Source organism: Streptomyces sp. JN8 (assembly GCF_055808075.1).
Genome location: NZ_CM147852.1, coordinates 5,524,555 through 5,540,592, shown reverse-complemented (window position 1 = coordinate 5,540,592; position 16,038 = coordinate 5,524,555). Strand labels below are relative to the sequence as shown.

13 protein-coding genes are annotated in these 16,038 nt (G+C 72.2%); 3 read left to right on the top strand and 10 right to left on the bottom strand.

Translation table 11 applies throughout. The features are described 5' to 3' along the window. Positions 1–11 precede the first annotated feature (11 nt). The 5 genes from ACY0MR_RS24350 to ACY0MR_RS24330 form a co-directional block, all read right to left on the bottom strand. Entirely contained in the window at positions 12–1,295 is a 1,284-nt protein-coding gene (locus ACY0MR_RS24350; protein WP_473555341.1) for a glutamate-5-semialdehyde dehydrogenase, read from the bottom strand. Between the two features lie 113 nt (positions 1,296–1,408). Continuing rightward, complete coding sequence (locus ACY0MR_RS24345) at positions 1,409–1,930, bottom strand: hypothetical protein (protein WP_355960877.1); 522 nt, start codon at positions 1,928–1,930, stop codon at positions 1,409–1,411. A gap of 154 nt (positions 1,931–2,084) precedes the next feature. After that, the gene (gene proB / locus ACY0MR_RS24340) at positions 2,085–3,221 is read right to left on the bottom strand and encodes a glutamate 5-kinase (RefSeq protein ID WP_388798848.1); all 1,137 of its coding nucleotides are present in this window, start codon (positions 3,219–3,221) and stop codon (positions 2,085–2,087) included. An 87-nt stretch (positions 3,222–3,308) separates the two neighbouring features. Beyond that, complete coding sequence (locus tag ACY0MR_RS24335; RefSeq protein WP_473555338.1) at positions 3,309–3,776, bottom strand: GtrA family protein; 468 nt, start codon at positions 3,774–3,776, stop codon at positions 3,309–3,311. After that, complete coding sequence (locus tag ACY0MR_RS24330) at positions 3,776–4,771, bottom strand: glycosyltransferase family 2 protein (RefSeq protein WP_361856358.1); 996 nt, start codon at positions 4,769–4,771, stop codon at positions 3,776–3,778. The genes ACY0MR_RS24335 and ACY0MR_RS24330 overlap by 1 nt, the downstream gene beginning before the upstream one ends. A 290-nt stretch (positions 4,772–5,061) precedes the next feature. On the opposite strand from ACY0MR_RS24330, the gene ACY0MR_RS24325 reads away from it, so the two are divergent. The 3 genes from ACY0MR_RS24325 (at position 5,062) to ACY0MR_RS24315 (ending at position 10,829) form a co-directional block, all read left to right on the top strand. Beyond that, positions 5,062–6,672, top strand: coding sequence for a hypothetical protein (locus ACY0MR_RS24325; protein ID WP_473555335.1), 1,611 nt, complete (start codon positions 5,062–5,064; stop codon positions 6,670–6,672). Positions 6,673–6,762: 90 nt separating this feature from the next. Next, on the top strand, positions 6,763–9,633 hold the full coding sequence (locus tag ACY0MR_RS24320) for a bifunctional glycosyltransferase/CDP-glycerol:glycerophosphate glycerophosphotransferase (RefSeq protein WP_473555333.1): 2,871 nt from the start codon (positions 6,763–6,765) through the stop codon (positions 9,631–9,633). An 89-nt stretch (positions 9,634–9,722) separates the two neighbouring features. Next, a complete protein-coding gene (locus ACY0MR_RS24315) occupies positions 9,723–10,829 on the top strand; it encodes a glycosyltransferase (protein WP_473561876.1) in 1,107 nt (368 codons plus the stop codon). 118 nt (positions 10,830–10,947) lie between these two features. Here ACY0MR_RS24315 and galE read toward each other — a convergent pair whose 3' ends face one another. The 5 genes from galE to rplU form a co-directional block, all read right to left on the bottom strand. Continuing rightward, positions 10,948–11,934, bottom strand: a complete 987-nt coding sequence (galE, locus tag ACY0MR_RS24310; protein WP_388798836.1) for a UDP-glucose 4-epimerase GalE — start codon at positions 11,932–11,934, stop codon at positions 10,948–10,950. A 15-nt stretch (positions 11,935–11,949) separates the two neighbouring features. Then, positions 11,950–13,599: a glycosyltransferase family 2 protein gene (locus ACY0MR_RS24305; RefSeq protein WP_404082443.1), complete on the bottom strand. Its 1,650-nt coding sequence runs from the start codon at positions 13,597–13,599 to the stop codon at positions 11,950–11,952. Between the two features lie 184 nt (positions 13,600–13,783). After that, the gene (obgE, locus tag ACY0MR_RS24300) at positions 13,784–15,223 is read right to left on the bottom strand and encodes a GTPase ObgE (protein WP_404082445.1); all 1,440 of its coding nucleotides are present in this window, start codon (positions 15,221–15,223) and stop codon (positions 13,784–13,786) included. Between the two features lie 105 nt (positions 15,224–15,328). Continuing rightward, the gene (gene rpmA / locus ACY0MR_RS24295) at positions 15,329–15,583 is read right to left on the bottom strand and encodes a 50S ribosomal protein L27 (RefSeq protein ID WP_073914109.1); all 255 of its coding nucleotides are present in this window, start codon (positions 15,581–15,583) and stop codon (positions 15,329–15,331) included. 13 nt (positions 15,584–15,596) lie between these two features. Beyond that, on the bottom strand, positions 15,597–15,917 hold the full coding sequence (rplU, locus tag ACY0MR_RS24290) for a 50S ribosomal protein L21 (RefSeq protein ID WP_015033583.1): 321 nt from the start codon (positions 15,915–15,917) through the stop codon (positions 15,597–15,599). Between the last annotated feature and the right edge of the window lie 121 nt (positions 15,918–16,038).

Here is a 16,038-nt window from a genome sequence, read left to right as displayed (position 1 = left end):
GAAACGAGTGATTACCGCACGTGACCGTCACCGGTGACGATGTACTTGGTCGAGGTGAGCTCCGGAAGGCCCATGGGGCCCCGGGCGTGCAGCTTCTGGGTGGAGATGCCGATCTCCGCGCCGAAGCCGAACTGTCCGCCGTCCGTGAAGCGGGTGGAGGCGTTCACGGCGACCGTGGTGGAGTCGACCAGCTGGGTGAACCGGCGCGCCGCGGCCTGCGAGGTGGTGACGATCGCCTCGGTGTGGCCGGAGGACCAGGTCCGGATGTGTTCCACGGCCTTGTCGAGGGAGTCGACGACGGCGGCGGCGATGTCGTACGAGAGGTACTCGGTCTCCCAGTCCTCCGGGGTGGCCGGTACGACGGTGGCCTTGGAGCCCTCGGAGAGGGCCAGGACCCGCTCGTCGGCGTGGACGGTGACGCCGGCCTCGGCGAGCGCGTCGAGGGCCCTGGGGAGGAAGGCGGCGGCGACGTCCTGGTGGACGAGGAGGGTCTCGGCGGCGTTGCAGACGCTGACCCGGTGGGCCTTGGAGTTGATGAGGATGTCGACGGCCATGTCGAGGTCGGTCTGGGCGTCGACGTAGACGTGGCAGTTGCCGGTGCCGGTCTCGATGACCGGGACGGTGGACTCCTCGACGACCGTGCGGATCAGGGAGGCTCCGCCGCGCGGGATGAGGACGTCGACGAGGCCGCGGGCGCGCATCAGCTCGCGGACCGACTCGCGGGACTCGCCGGGGACGAGCTGGACGGCGTCGGCGGGCAGCCCGGCGCCGCCGACGGCGTCGCGCAGGACCTTCACCAGGGCGGTGTTGGAGGCGTAGGCGGAGGACGAGCCGCGGAGCAGGACGGCGTTGCCGGACTTGAGGCAGAGGGCGGTGGCGTCGACGGTGACGTTGGGGCGGGCCTCGTAGATGATGCCGACGACGCCGAGCGGGACGCGGACCTGGCGCAGGTCGATGCCGTTGGGGAGGGTCGAGCCGCGGACGACCTCGCCGACGGGGTCGGGCAGCGCGACGACGTCGCGGACGTCGGCGGCGATGGCCCGGACGCGCTCGGGGGTGAGGGTCAGCCGGTCGATGATCGCCTCGCTGGTGCCGGCTTCGCGGGCCTTGGCGATGTCCTCGGCGTTGGCCTCGACGATCTCGGCGGTGCGCACTTCGAGGGCGTCCGCGATGGCCAGCAGGGCGTCGTCCTTGGCCGCGCGCGGGAGTGGCGCGATTTCGGCGGCGGCGGCGCGGGCCCGGTAGGCGGCCCGGGTGACCGGGGAGAGGTTGTCGAGGGGCGTGAGCGAGGTCATGCCCGCAGGGTACTGGCACCCCTGCGGACATCCCTCACGTATCCCGCACTCCGAGACGTGCCCCGGCGGTTCCGAGACGCCCCGCTCGGGGAGGCGTCCGGAACCGGCCCGGCTCAGTAGGGGTGGACGCCGACCGGGGCGGCGGGCGGCGGGCCGTAGCCCTCCGCGATCCGCTGGTGGTAGGTCTCGCGGTCGATGACCTCCAGGCCGACGATCTCCCAGGGCGGCAGCTTGGCGGTCTGCCGGTGCTCGCCCCAGAGGCGCAGGGCGACGGCGGCGGCGTCGTGGAGGTCGCGGGCCTCCTCCCAGTACCGGATCTCGGCATGGTCGTTGGCGTAGCGGCTGGTCAGCAGGAAGGGGTGGTCGTGGGCCAGTTGTTCCAGCCCTCGGCGCACCTCCTTCAGCGGTGACTCGACACCCGACACGCTGAGCGTGATGTGCCAGAGTTTGGACACGGGCTGTTCCCTGGCGCGTGCCTCACGCGCCTCGCGAACCTCGCGTGTCTCGGTGGTGGTCTCGGTCTTGGTGTCCGTGGACCTGTCCCGTGCCTCGTCGAAGTCGGCTCCGGCCTCGACACTGGTCAGGGCGCGTTCGGCAGTCCCTCGGGGCGGCGCCCCTGGGCGCGCTCGTCTCACCGGCGGCCTCCTGTGTGATGCGTGTGCTGTACCCCGCCCTGCTCTCTTACCCCCGAGACAAAGTTGACCAGCCCGAGGCGGCACTTGGGGCGGTTTTGGTAAACGTCCCTTCCGGATGGCCGCACTTTCAGCCGTTTCAGCAGGGGCGGGCGGGTCAGCGGATGACGACCAGGTCGTCGCGGTGGACGACCTCGCGCTCGTACTCGGGTCCGAGTTCCCTGGCGAGTTCGGGGGTGGAGCGCCCGAGCATGCGGGGCATCTCCTTGGCGTCGAAGTTGACGAGTCCGCGGGCGACGGCCCGGCCGTCGGTGTCGCGGAGTTCGACCGGGTCGCCCGCCACGAAGTCCCCTTCGACTCCGGCGACACCGGCTGCGAGCAGGGACTTCTTGCCCTCGACGACGGCGTGCACGGCTCCGGCGTCCAGGGTGAGGGAGCCCTGGGGGGTGGAGGCGTGGGCGAGCCACAGGAGCCGGTCGGCGGAGCGGCGGCCGGTGGGGTGGAAGTAGGTCCCGGTGTCGCGGCCGGCGAGGGCGTCGGCGGCGCGGCTCGCGGAGGTGAGGACGACGGGGATGCCGGCGGCGGCGGCGATCCGGGCGGCCTCGACCTTGGTGACCATGCCGCCGGTGCCGACGCCGGCCTTGCCGGCGGAGCCGATCTCCACGTGGGCGATGTCGGCCGGGCCGCCGACCCGGGCGATCCGGGAGGTGCCGGGCTTGGACGGGTCGCCGTCGTAGAGGCCGTCGACGTCGGAGAGCAGGACGAGCAGGTCGGCCCGGACGAGATGGGCGACGAGGGCGGCGAGCCGGTCGTTGTCGCCGAAGCGGATCTCGTCGGTGGCGACGGTGTCGTTCTCGTTGACGACCGGCAGCGCGCCCATCGCGAGGAGCTGGTCGAGGGTCCGGTAGGCGTTCCGGTAGTGGGCGCGCCTGCTGGTGTCGTCGGTGGTGAGGAGGACCTGGCCGACGCGGACACCGTAGCGGGCGAAGGAGGCGGTGTACCGGGCGACGAGGAGGCCCTGGCCGACGCTGGCGGCGGCCTGCTGGCGGGCGAGGTCCTTGGGGCGGCGGGTGAGGCCGAGCGGTGCGAGGCCGGCGGCGATCGCTCCGGACGAGACGAGGACGATCTCCTTCTCGCCGCCGCTGCGGACCTTGGCGAGCACGTCGACGAGGGCGTCGACGCGGTCGGCGTCGAGGCCTCCGGACGCGGTCGTGAGGGAGGAGGAGCCGACCTTGACGACGATGCGGCGGGCCTCCGTCACGTGTCGCCTCGCGTCGTCCGTCTCTCCGGTCATCTGCGCCGTCACCTCTGCCGCCACCTGCGTCGTCCTCACTCGGCTGTCCCACGCGCCGTGTGTTCCCCGCCGCGACTGGGAGGCAATCTACGCGAGCCGGGAGGGCTGCCGCTCGTCCGTTTCGCTCCCTGGACCCGAGCCGCCGGTGCCCCGTCCGGAGTTACGGGGGACGAGGATCCGCTGGGAGATGAGGTAGGTGAAGGGGATGGCGACGACGGCCGCGACGAGTGGCGCGATCCGGTCGTCCAGGCCGGCCCAGGTGACGAGCGCGTAGAGGCCGACGCTCTGCACCAGGTAGTTGGTGACGTTGGTGAGCGGGAAGAGGGCGAACTTCTTCCAGGTCGGCTTGGTGCGGTAGGTGAAGTAGGTGTTGAGGAAGAAGGAGCCGATCATGCTGAGGACGAAGGCGAGGGAGTAGGCGGCGAAGTACGGCATCCACGGGTGGAGGAGCAGGTAACAGCCGAAGAAGGTGCCGGTGTTGACGCCGCCGACGAGGGCGAAGCGGAAGATCTCGGCGAGCCGTCCGCGCCGACCGGTGGGAGATTCCTCCCCCATCAGTGCTCCCCCTCGGTGGCGACGACGCGGATCCGTTCGGCGGCGGCGCGCTCGGAGGCGCCGCGGCCGAAGGAGCGGTGGGTCTCCTTGACGAGGAAGTGCGGCCGGCGCTTCGTCTCGTAGTAGATGCGGCCGATGTACTCGCCGATCAGCCCCAGCATGACCATCTGCACGCCGCCGAGGCCCGCGATGATCGCGACCAGGGTGACGTATCCGGGGGCGGTGACGCCCTGGGTGAGGGCGGCGGCGACGACCCAGACCGCGTAGAGGGCCGCGAGCCCGGTCAGGGTCATGCCGAGCCAGAGGGCGATGCGCAGCGGGCGGTTGTTGAAGGAGATCAGCCCGTCCATGCCGTAGTTGACCAGGGAGCTGAACTTCCACTTCGTCTCGCCGCCCTCGCGTGCGGCGTTCTGGTAGTCGAAGGTGACGGTGTCGAAGCCGATCCAGGAGAAGAGGCCCTTGGAGAAGCGGTTGTACTCCGGGAGCGAGAGCAGGGCGTCGACGGCGGGGCGGGACAGCAGGCGGAAGTCGCCGACGCCGTCGGTGAGTTCCACGTCGACCCAGCGGTTGACCGCCCGGTAGTAGACGCGGCTGAGGGCGGAGCGGAGCTTCTTGTCGCCTTCTCGGGTCCGGCGGGCCATGACCTGGTCGTGGCCCTGGTGGTGCAGGTCGAGCATGCGGGCGAGGAGCTCGGGCGGGTGCTGGAGGTCGGCGTCCATGATGACCACGGCGTCGCCGGTGGACTTGCGCAGGCCGGCGAGCATGGCGGCCTCCTTGCCGAAGTTGCGGCTGAAGGAGGCGTACTGGGTGCGGTGCGGGTGCCGGGCGGCGATCTCACGGAGCTTGGTCAGCGTTCCGTCGGAGCTGCCGTCGTCGACGTAGCAGATCTCGTATCCGACGGGAAGGCTGTCGAGCACCTGGCGCATCCGCGCGTCGAAGCGTTCGACGACGTCCTCCTCGTTGAAGCAGGGGACGACGACGGAAAGCCTGGTCATGAACGGTCACTCCAGTGGGATGGGCAAGAGTACGTCCTGAGGGACCGCCACCGAACTCGCCTTCGAGCAGCGCGGCCACGGTACGAGGGGGCGGTGACCGTCCGGCGTCGCCCGGGTGGCCGCGCCCGGTCGGCATGTCGTCCATGCGGCAAAGCATGCGGGGAAAATAGTGCTGTACGCGGCGTTTTCTGTCGTTTGTCACCCTAGAGACCTGTTGTGCCGATACCTTGGCGACGCCACGGAGGCGGCGCCCTCGTGCCACGGAACTCGGCCCCCTGGAGCAATGCCCCGTGAGTAGAACGACCCTGTCGGACCTCGGTGACGCACGGATGCCGGACGACGACGAGCAGAGCGGCGACGCGGCCCGCGGTCTGCGGCAGGCGGTCCCCTGGATCGCGCTGGTCATCGGCACCGGAGCGGGCGCGCTGCTGTCGGTGGGCGCCTTCCTCGGCCTGTACGTGCGGCCGACGTCGGACGACTGGTGCGCGCTGTGGAAGACCCGCGACATGGGGGTCCTCGGCATCACGTCGGACTTCTACCTGACCCAGAACGGGCGGGTCACCAACGCGCTGCTGACCGGGCTGCTCTACTCCGACGGCATGCGGGGCCCGAAGCTGATGCCGGCCTTCCTCATGGTCGCGCTGGGCGCGGGCCTGTTCCTCCTCGCGCGGGCGGTGCTGCGGGCGCTCCGGCTGCCGTTCCCGGCGGCGGCGACCGCGGCGGCGGTGCTGGTGGTCGAGGCGCTGCTGTTCTTCGCGGGGACCCGTTCGTACCAGGTGCTGCTCTGGGCTCCGGCCACCATCTCCCACACGCTGCCGAGCGTGCTCGGCGTCTGGGCGGTGCTGTCGGCCGTGTGGGCGGCCCGGAGCAGTCGGCGGTGGGCGCGGGGCGCCGCGGTCGGGACGGCGGCGGTGCTGGGCACGGCGGCCGGGATGCTCAGCGAGCCGTTCGTGGCGATGTCCGGGCTCGTCGCCGCGGCGGCGGGCGTGCTCTGCCTGCCGCGGTTCGGCCGGACGCGCGACCGGTTCGCGTCGACGTGGTGCGCGGCCTGGTGCCTGGGCCTCCTGGTCGGCCTGGTGCTGCTGACCACGTCTCCCGGGGCCCGCTGGCGGCGCGCCCAGCAGCCCAAGGAGCCGCTGACGCTGTCCGGGGTCGGGGAGGCGGTCCGCGACTGGTACCGGATCTGGGAGACGATCGGCGGGCAGTGGGCGTACGTGGGGGCGCTGGCGGCGGGGGTGCTCCTGGGCCTCGCGGTGTCGCTCTCGGTCCGCCGGCCGGGCGGCGGGGGCGCGGGGGCGGACGCGGAGGGGGCGGGCTCCGGCCGGGCCTCGGGCGGATCGTTCCGGGTGGCCGTCCTGGCGCTGCCGCTGCCGCTGATCGCGCTCGGGAGCCTGGTGGCGGCGTACGGACTGCGCAGCGGCTACGGGGTGGACGGCTGGACGTACGCCCGCACGTGGACCAGTTTCGTCGTGCCGTTCCTGCTCGCGCTCTGCGGCTACGGGGCCTGGCTGGGGTATCGCCTGGGGCGCGGGCTGGTCGCGTCGCAGGCCGGGGGCGAGGGCGACGGGGAGGGGGCCGGGCGCACGGCGCCGCCCCCCGGGGTGCGCGCCTCCCGGCTGGCGGCCCTGGTCGCGACCGGTGCGGTGGCGGTGGCGAGCACGGCGACCCTGGTGCCCGCGGTGCGGACGCTGACGACGGAGACGGTGGCGCGCAGTCTGGCCTGGGACCGGCAGGACGCGCGGATCCGGGCGGAGGTGGCGGCCGGCCGGAGCGAGGTCGGGTACCGCCCGCTGCACATCGGCAGCCTCGCCGAACCGTTCTTCACGAGGGTGTACGAGAAGGACTGGGCCGCCCGGTGTACGGCCGGGTACTACGGCGTGGACCGGATCAACCGATCCTGACCGAACGGCTCTGCGAGGGGTGACATTGCGTAACGGATCATGAACACCAGGTAGTTTGAGGAGGAGTGGACGCACGACAAGTGAATCGAGGTGCCTGTGCCTGACGTCTCCGTGATCGTCATCGCCTACAACGACGCAGAGCGTCTGCCGACGGCCGTCCGGTCGGTGCTGGAGCAGACCCTGCACGGCGTCGAGGTCGTCATCGTCGACGACTGCAGCAGGGACGACACCTTCACGGTCGCCCAGGCTCTCGCCGCCGAGAACCCGGACCGGGTCCGGGCCTTCCAGCTGCCGGAGAACAGCGGCGGCTGCGGAGCCCCGCGCAACCACGGCATCCGGCACGCCACCGGCACGTACGTCATGTTCCTCGACAGCGACGACGTGCTGGAGCGCAACGCCTGCCGCAACATGCTCGACGCCGCCGAGAGCACCGGCTCCGACCTGGTCTCCGGCCTGTGCGTCCGCGTCCACCTCGACAGCCGGCACCGGAAGACCACCGAGTGGTACCCCTGGCTCTACTCCCGGACCCGCACGATCGAGTCGATCACCGAGCTGTCCGACCTGCTGGTCTTCGACACCCTGTCGACGAACAAGTGCTACCGGCGCGCCTTCCTCCTCGAACAGGGCCTGGAGTTCCCGGTCGGCATCCACTACGAGGACCTGCTCTTCTCGGCCCAGGCCTACGTCGCCGCGCGCCGGATCACCCTCATCCCCAACCACGTCTACTTCTGGAACGTGCAGGAGAGCGCCGCCGCCAAGTCGATCAGCAACAGGCGCCACGAGATCGCGAACTTCGTGCACCGCATGGAGATCCACCGGCGGGTGGACGCCCTCCTGGAGAGCAGGGGGTACGACGAGCTCAAGTACCGCAAGGACATCAAGTTCCTCAAGCACGACCTCGTGCTGCACCTGCGCGACCTGCCGCTGCTCGGCGACGACTACCGGCGGGAGTTCGCCCGGCTGGCCAACGGCTACCTCGCCGAGATCGACCCGCGGGCGTACGAGGAGGTGCAGCGCATGCACGCCGTCTGCGCGTACCTGCTGAGCAAGGAGGACTGGGCCAACCTCCTCCCGGCCACCGACGCGCTCACCAACCCGGGCCGGCTCACCGTCCCGCTCGCCGAGCGGGACGGCCAGGTCTACTGGTGCGCCGAGCACCTGGACACCGAGCAGGGGCGCCAGATCCTGGACGTCACCTCCTCCCGCTACGACTCCAAGCCGCTGACCGCGCTGGCCCTGGGGAACCGGCTGACCTCCTACTCCAGTACGGCCGGGGTCGTCCGCATGGCCGGGCGCGTGGTCAACCCGCTGGGCCGGATCCGCCCGGAGGCCGAACTCGGCGCCGTGCTGGAGTTCTCCGCCCGACGCAGCGTCGGCGGCCGGACGGCCCGCATCCCGATCACCACGCTCCGGCACGCCGGCGCCTGGATCGAGTGGGAGGGCGAGGCGGACGTCGCCCGCGCGGTCCGCCCGCTCGGCATCATCGACGCGGTCTGGGACGTCCGGCTGATCCTCACGGTCGACGGGCAGACCCTCCGGACCCGGGTGTCCGCCGGCGGCACGCCCGTCGACGAGGCCGGCAGCCTCCGGATCCGCCCCCGGCTCACCACCCTGGTCTCCGACCGCTTCATGCCCCAGGTCACCAGGAAGGGCAATCTCTCCTACGTCCTCACCGCCGAGGGCAGGGCCGCCGTGCACACCACGGCGATGATCGAGGGCGCCATGCACGGCCGCCCCGCCCGGCTCGCGAAGACCGGCCTGCGCCGTCTGCTCCGGGCGAGGAAGGAGCTGAACTCGGGCGAGACCAAGCTGCGGGTCTACCACGAGGTGTACAGCCGGCTGCCGATCCGCAAGGGCCTGGTGGTCTTCGAGAGCCACCTCGGCAAGCAGTACAGCGACAGCCCGCGGGCCGTCTACGAGGAGATGCGGCGCCAGGGCGTCTCCTTCGGCGCCGTCTGGTCGTACTCGGGCGCCGCGCCGACCGGCTTCCCCGAGGACGCCACCCTGGTCAAGCGCTGGAGCTGGGCGTATCTGCGGGCGCTGGCCCAGGCCGAGTTCTGGATCGACAACCAGGGCTTCCCGCTGCGGCTCACCAAGCGCCCGGGGACCACGTACATCCAGACCTGGCACGGCACCGCCCTCAAGCGGATGGGCTTCGACGAGCCCCACACCAAGTCCCGCGGCCTCGCCGCGCAGGCCTCCTTCCAGCAGGCCCTGGACCGCTTCGACCACTTCCTGATCCGCGGCGAGCACGACCGGCGCACCCTCGCGCGGGCCTTCCGGCTCCGCGACGAGGTGCTGCTGCCCGTCGGCTACCCCCGCAACGACGTCCTCGTGGAGGCGCGGAGCGCGGAGGTGAGGACGGGCCGCCGGGAGCGCGGACCGCTCGCGGCCGAGCTGGGCATCGACCCCGAGAAGCAGGTCCTGCTGTACGCGCCGACGTTCCGCGCGGCGCCGGGCGGCAAGGTCCGGGCCTTCGAAGCCCCGTTCGACATCGAGGAGTTCGCGGACCGCTTCGGCGACACCCACACCCTGCTGATCAGGACGCACTACCTGAACAGCGTGTCGCTGCCGCCGTCGGTGCGCGGGCGGGTCGTCGACGTGTCCCGGCTGCACGACGTCACCCCGCTGCTCGCCCTCGCGGACGGGCTGATCACCGACTACTCCTCCGTGATGTTCGACTACGGGCTGCTGGACCGGCCGATGGTCTTCTTCGCGTACGACTACGAGGAGTACGCCCAGGAGAACCGGGGCACCTACTTCGATCTGAAGGAGCACGCCCCCGGTCCCGTCGTGGCCACGGAGGAGGAGCTCTTCGGAGTGATCGCGAACCTGCCGGACGAGGCCGACGCCAAGTACGCGGCGGCCCGGCAGCGGTTCAACGCGGACTTCAGCGAGTACGACCGGGGCGACGCGGCCCGCCGGATCGTCGGCACGTTCTTCACCGGGAGCGGGAAGTGACCATCGAGACCCACGAGATCCACGGGACGCCCGAGGCCGCCACGGACGGCGGCCGTGACCTCTTCATCGTCGCCAACAGCGTGGACGAGATGGGCGGGGTGACGACCTGGACGCACCAGATGGCCCGGGCGTTCACCGACCGGGGCCACCGGGTGCACGTCATCGGCATCCGGCCGGCCCCCGAGGGGCGCGAGCACGAGTTCCCCGAGCCCCTGCCGTACCCCACCACCACCCTGTACGACGCGCACCCGCCGCAGGTCCGCTCGCTGCGCGGCCTCCGGGGCCGGCTCAACGCCGCGGAGCGTCGGCGGCACGCGCTCCGCGCCGCCGGGATGCGGGAGCGGGCCGAGCGGATGACGGCCCTGTTCGCCGCCGCCCGGCCCGGTGCCGTCGTGATCGTGACCCAGGTCTGGGCGATGGAGTGGGTGGCCCTCGCCGACACCAAGGGCCTCGCCGTCATCGGCATGAGCCACGAGTCGTACGCGGCGAGCGCGGCCGCCTCCCGGCTCGCCCGGGTGAAGCGGCACTACCGGGACGTCGACCGGCTGCTCGTCCTCACCCCCGGCGACGCGGACCGCTGGATCCGGGCGGGCATGGACAACGTCGGCCACATGCCGAACGCCCTGCCCTTCATGCCCGCGGCGCCGGTGCGCCGCACCGGGAAGGCCGTCGTCTCCGTCGGCCGGCTCTCGCACGAGAAGGGCGTGGACATGCTGCTGGACAGCTGGGCCGAGGTCGCGCACCGCCACCCCGACTGGACGCTGCGGATCTACGGCGCCGGGGACGAGGAGCAGGCGCTGCGGCGGCGCACCACCGAGCTGGGGCTCGACGGATCCGTGGAGTGGCGGGGGCGCACCAACGACGTGCTCGGGGCCCTCGAAGGGGCCTCGGTCTTCGCCCAGGCCTCCCGGGCCGAGGGCTTTCCCATCACCCTGCTGGAGGCGATGGCGGCCGGGGTGCCCTGCGCGGCGTTCGACTGCGCGCCGGGGGTCCGCGAGATCATCCGGGACGGTGAGGACGGCCTGCTGGCCCGGCTCGGCAACACCGTGGAGCTCGCCGCCCGGATCAGCACCCTGATCACCGACAGGGAACTGCGGGACCGTATGGGCGACGCCGCCTTCGAGAACGTGAGGCGGTACTCCGCCGACCGGATCACCGACCGCTGGGAGGCGCTGTTCGCCTTCCTGGAGCGCTGAGCCCGCACCGCACCGGGCGACACGGGAGGGGCCGGGGAGTCGTGACTCCCCGGCCCCTCCCGTGTCGTCCTCCGGCGGCCCGCGCCGCCGGTCGGGCGCCCGTCGTGCTCCCGGCGGGTCAGACCGAGGCGCCGCGGCGGGCGACCCAGCCGGCCCAGGCCGAGCTGATCATGTCGCGCACGTCGTGGCGGGCCTTCCAGCCCAGCTCCGACGCGATGCGGTCGGCCGCGGCGACGACCCGGGCCGGGTCGCCGGGGCGGCGCGGGGTGACGAGCGGCTCGGCGGTGTGCCCGGTGATCTCGTTGATCAGCCCCACCATCTCGGTGACGGAGACGCCCTCGCCGCGGCCGATGTTGACCGTGAGGTCGCGCGGCTCGCCCGCCTCGGCCCACTCCGCGAGCTTCCGCGCGGCGACGAGGTGCGCGTCGGCGAGGTCCTCGACGTGGATGTAGTCACGGATGCAGGTGCCGTCGGGCGTGGCGTAGTCGTCGCCGAAGATCCGCGGGGCCTCCCCCGCGTCCAGGCGCTCGAAGACCATCGGCACCAGGTTGAAGACCCCGGTGTCGGCGAGCTCGGGCGTGGCCGCGCCGGCCACGTTGAAGTACCGCAGGCAGGCCGTGGAGATGCCGTGCGCCGCGCCCGCGGCACGCACCAGCCACTCGCCGGCCAACTTGGTCTCGCCGTACGGGCTCAGCGGCAGGCACGGGGTCTCCTCGGTGACGAGGTCGACGTCCGGCATGCCGTAGACCGCGGCGGAGGACGAGAAGAGGAAGTTGCGGACGCCCGCGGCGGCGACGGCCTCCAGGAGGACCGTGAGGCCGATCACGTTCTCGCGGTAGTAGTGCAGCGGCAGCTCGACGGACTCGCCGACCTGCTTCTTCGCGGCCAGGTGGACGACGCCGGTCACGCCGTGCTCGGCGATCGTGCGGTCCAGGACCTCCCGGTCGAGCGTGGAGCCGACCACCAGGGGGACGCCTTCCGGCACGCGCTCCTCGTAGCCCGTGGACAGGTCGTCGAGGACGACGACCCGCTCGCCGGCCTGCGTCATGGCACGGACGACGTGGGAGCCGATGTATCCGGCGCCACCGGTGATCAGATAAGTCACTGCCCCAAACCCCTTTCAATGAGAGCTGCGGGAGATCCTTCGGAGTTTCGCCCGGATCGCCCGGAGCCCGTCACGGACACCCGGCGCGAGCCGTACCGCCAGCGATCCGTTCGCCGTCGTGTACTGCCGCACCAGCAGTACACCGTACCGGCTGCTCGGCACGAGCGACCGACGCTGCCGTTCCGCCGGCAGCCGGAGGGCCGTCGTGAAGACGGAGCCGTCCGCACAGGTCACCGTCGTCCGGACGTCCCAGAGCTGCACGCCGCGGTTCCCCCGGCGGCGGCCCTCGCGGGCCAGTCCGGTGAGCCCGGCGGGGACCCGGCCGGACCAGCCGACGGGCCCCTCGGTCAGTTCGGTCCGCTCGGTGCGGGCGGGCGTGTCGGCCCCCCGGGGCACGAAGTCGACCCGTGCGGTACGGGGAACGGCGACGCTCAGCCGGCCGTACAGGTCGCGGACGGTGAACCGCAGCGAGCCGCCCGCCCCCGCCCCCGCGCCGCCGGTCGCGCCGGCCCGCAGGTCGCCGTCGACCAGCAGCGGGAGCCCGGCGAGCGGCAGCGTGTCCACGCCGTCCAGCTCCACGGGGAGGTCTTCGGACCAGACCGGGACGTCGCCGCCCAGGGCGTGCGGCGGCAGCAGCCGCGCGGGGTCCGCGGTGAGCCGGGACAGCCGCTCCAGGTCGCGCGGCTCCTCCGCGGCCAGCACGAACCGGGCGGCCCAGCGGGCGGGCGCGGCGGCCGCGGCGATCTCGCCCTCCCCGAAGGTGCCGAGGTACGCCCGGGTGAGCTCCCACCACGCGGCCCGGTAGCCGGCGTCGTGCGCCCGCAGGTCGCGGGCGTACAGCCGCAGGTCGTGTTCGAGGAACTTGGTGCGGCAGGCGGCGGCGAGCTCCTTGCGGCCGGCCGCCTCGAAGGTCTCCACGGCGGTGCGGTGGGCGGCGATCCGGGCCTCCCAGTTCGCGACGGCGTCCCGGTCCAGGGAGATCGACAGCCGGGCGCCGGCCCGGCGCACGTGCCAGATGTAGACGGTGTCGGGGACGACGGCGACGCGGGGCGCGGCGGCCAGGACGCGGGCGGTGAAGAGGAAGTCCTCGTAGACGCAGCGCCCGTCGGGGAACCGGATGCCGTGCTCGGCGAGGAACGCGCGGTCGTAGACCTTGTTGACGCAGAGCGTGTCGTGCACGAGCGGCAGGAGGTCGTCCGAGGACTCCAGGACGGCGGGCTCGCGGTAGAGCGCGGGCTGCCAGCGCACGTCGCGGCCCTCGGGCAGTTCGCGCCGGACGCAGGCGCCGACCGCGACCGGGGCGCCGTGCCGCTCGGCCGCCGCCACCAGCGTCTCGGCCGCTCCCTCGGGCAGCACGTCGTCGCTGTCGAGGAATATCACGATGGGCGCGGTGACCGCCCGGACGCCGTCGTTGCGGGGGGTGCCGCAGCCGCCGCTGTTGACCGTGCGGTGGACCACCCGCAGCCGGGGGTGCAGCGCGGCGAGTTCGTCGAGGACCCGGGCCGTCCCGTCGCTCGATCCGTCGTCGACGGCGACGACCTCGGCGACGACGGGCCCCTGGTCGAGCACGGACCGGATCGCGTCGCCCACCAGCGCCTCGTCGTTGTGCGCGATGACGACGACGCCGAGCTTTCCTGCCACCTCAGTGGACGTGATGCTGCTCACACCGAGGATGCTACGGGCCTCCGGACGGCCGAACGGCCTCTGCCCGGCCCGTCCAACAGGACGGGTGAGCAGAGGCCGTTCGGTTGACGCCGAGCGGGCCCGCCAGGGGGCCCGTCGTCGCACCGCCGCCGCCGGCGCGTGGCCGTCTTCGCCCGGAGGCGGACGGGACGGTGGCGGCAGGACCCTAGAAGGGGTCGAACTCGTCGAAGGCGCGCTGCGCCTCGTCCCGCTCCGCCTCGCGGTCGCGGCGGCGCTGCGCGGCCGGACGCGGGGCTTCGAGGCGGTGGTCCTCGCCACGGCGGCCGAGCATCTCGGCGCCCGCCATCATCGTGGGCTCCCAGTCGAAGACGACCGCGTTCTCCAGGGGGCCGATCGCGACCCCGTCGCCCGCACGGGCGCCGGCCTTCATCAGCTGGTCCTCGACGCCGAGGCGGTTGAGGCGGTCGGCCAGGTAGCCCACGGCCTCGTCGTTGTTGAAGTCGGTCTGGCGGACCCAGCGCTCGGGCTTCTCGCCGCGCACCCGGTACACGTCCTCGGCCTCGTCGTACGTGACGGTGAAGCCCGCGTCGTCGACGGCCTTCGGGCGGATGACGATACGGGTCGCCTCCTCCTGCGGCTTCGCCGCACGCGCCTGGGCGACGATGCCGGCGAGGGCGAAGGAGAGCTCCTTGAGGCCGAGCCGGGCCACGGCGGAGGCCTCGAAGACCTGGTAGCCGCGGGCCTCCAGGTCGGGGCGGATCATGTCCGCGAGGTCCTGGCCGTCGGGGATGTCGATCTTGTTGAGGACGACGATGCGCGGCCGGTCCTCCAGGCCGCCGTACTGCCGGAGCTCCTCCTCGATGATGTCGAGGTCGCTGACCGGGTCGCGGTCCGATTCGAGGGTCGCGGTGTCCAGGACGTGCACCAGGACCGAGCAGCGCTCGACGTGGCGGAGGAACTCCAGGCCCAGGCCGCGGCCCTGGCTGGCGCCCGGGATCAGGCCCGGCACGTCGGCGATCGTGTAGACGGTCGAGCCGGCGGTGACGACGCCCAGGTTCGGGACGAGGGTGGTGAAGGGGTAGTCCGCGATCTTCGGCTTGGCGGCGGAGAGGACCGAGATGAGCGAGGACTTGCCGGCGCTCGGGTAGCCGACGAGCGCCACGTCGGCGACGGTCTTCAGCTCCAGGACGATGTCCCGGGCCTCACCGGGCTCGCCGAGGAGCGCGAAGCCGGGGGCCTTGCGGCGGGCGGAGGACAGCGCCGCGTTGCCGAGGCCGCCGCGGCCGCCCTGGCCCGCGACGAAGGTGGTGCCCTGGCCGACGAGGTCGGCGAGGACGTTGCCCGCCTTGTCGAGGACGACGGTGCCGTCGGGAACGTTCAGGACGAGGTCCTGGCCGTCCTTGCCGGAGCGGTTGTCGCCGGCGCCGGGCTGGCCGTTGGTGGCCTTGCGGTGCGGCGAGTGGTGGTAGTCGAGAAGCGTGGTGACGGCCTGGTCGACGACCAGGATCACGTCGCCGCCGCGGCCGCCGTTACCGCCGTCGGGGCCGCCGAGCGGCTTGAACTTCTCCCGGTGGACGGAGGCGCAGCCGTGGCCTCCGTTACCCGCGGCGACATGCAGCTCGACGCGGTCCACGAAGGTGGTCATGGGTGTGCCTCCATCAGATACGTGCGGAATGTCTATCTAGTAACACGCGAAAGGCGGACCCGCTTCCCGAACGGGAAGTGAGGTCCGCCTCCGCAGTTGAACCGATCAGGCGACCGGAACGATGTTCACGACCTTGCGGCCACGGTGGGTGCCGAACTGCACCGAACCGGCCTGCAGGGCGAACAGCGTGTCGTCGCCGCCACGGCCGACGCCGGAGCCCGGGTGGAAGTGCGTGCCACGCTGGCGGATCAGGATCTCACCCGCGCTGACGACCTGACCGCCGAAGCGCTTCACGCCGAGCCGCTGGGCATTCGAGTCGCGCCCGTTCCGGGTGGACGATGCGCCCTTCTTGTGTGCCATGTCTCAGTCCCTCTTACTTCGCAGCCGCGGGGATACCGGTGACCTTGATCGCCGTGTACTGCTGGCGGTGACCCTGGCGACGGCGGTAGCCGGTCTTGTTCTTGTAGCGCAGGATGTCGATCTTGGCGCCCTTGTGGTGGTCCACGACCTCGGCCGTGACCTTGATGCCCGCCAGGACCCACGGGTCGCTGGTCACGGCGTCGCCGTCGACAACGAGCAGGGTCGAGAGCTCGACCGTGTCGCCAACCTTGGCAGTGGAAATCTTGTCAACCTCAACGATGTCGCCGACAGCAACCTTGTGCTGGCGACCACCGCTGCGCACGATGGCGTACACGCGGATCTCTCTCTCACTCGGGATCGAAACCTCTGAAGCCAGCCGCTCACACGGACCCGAGGGCCCGCGGCGTTCCGGAATCGGACGAGCGGCCTCTCCCGGCGAGCGGGAGGGAGGTGCT

Coding starts and splice junctions, on each gene's coding strand:
- ACY0MR_RS24350 (WP_473555341.1), bottom strand. CDS start 1,295: ATGACCTCGCTCACGCCCCTCGACAACCTCTCCCCGGTCACCCGGGCC.
- proB (WP_388798848.1), bottom strand. CDS start 3,221: ATGACCGGAGAGACGGACGACGCGAGGCGACACGTGACGGAGGCCCGC.
- ACY0MR_RS24335 (WP_473555338.1), bottom strand. CDS start 3,776: ATGGGGGAGGAATCTCCCACCGGTCGGCGCGGACGGCTCGCCGAGATC.
- ACY0MR_RS24330 (WP_361856358.1), bottom strand. CDS start 4,771: ATGACCAGGCTTTCCGTCGTCGTCCCCTGCTTCAACGAGGAGGACGTC.
- ACY0MR_RS24315 (WP_473561876.1), top strand. CDS start 9,723: ATGGGCGGGGTGACGACCTGGACGCACCAGATGGCCCGGGCGTTCACC.
- obgE (WP_404082445.1), bottom strand. CDS start 15,223: ATGACCACCTTCGTGGACCGCGTCGAGCTGCATGTCGCCGCGGGTAAC.
- rpmA (WP_073914109.1), bottom strand. CDS start 15,583: ATGGCACACAAGAAGGGCGCATCGTCCACCCGGAACGGGCGCGACTCG.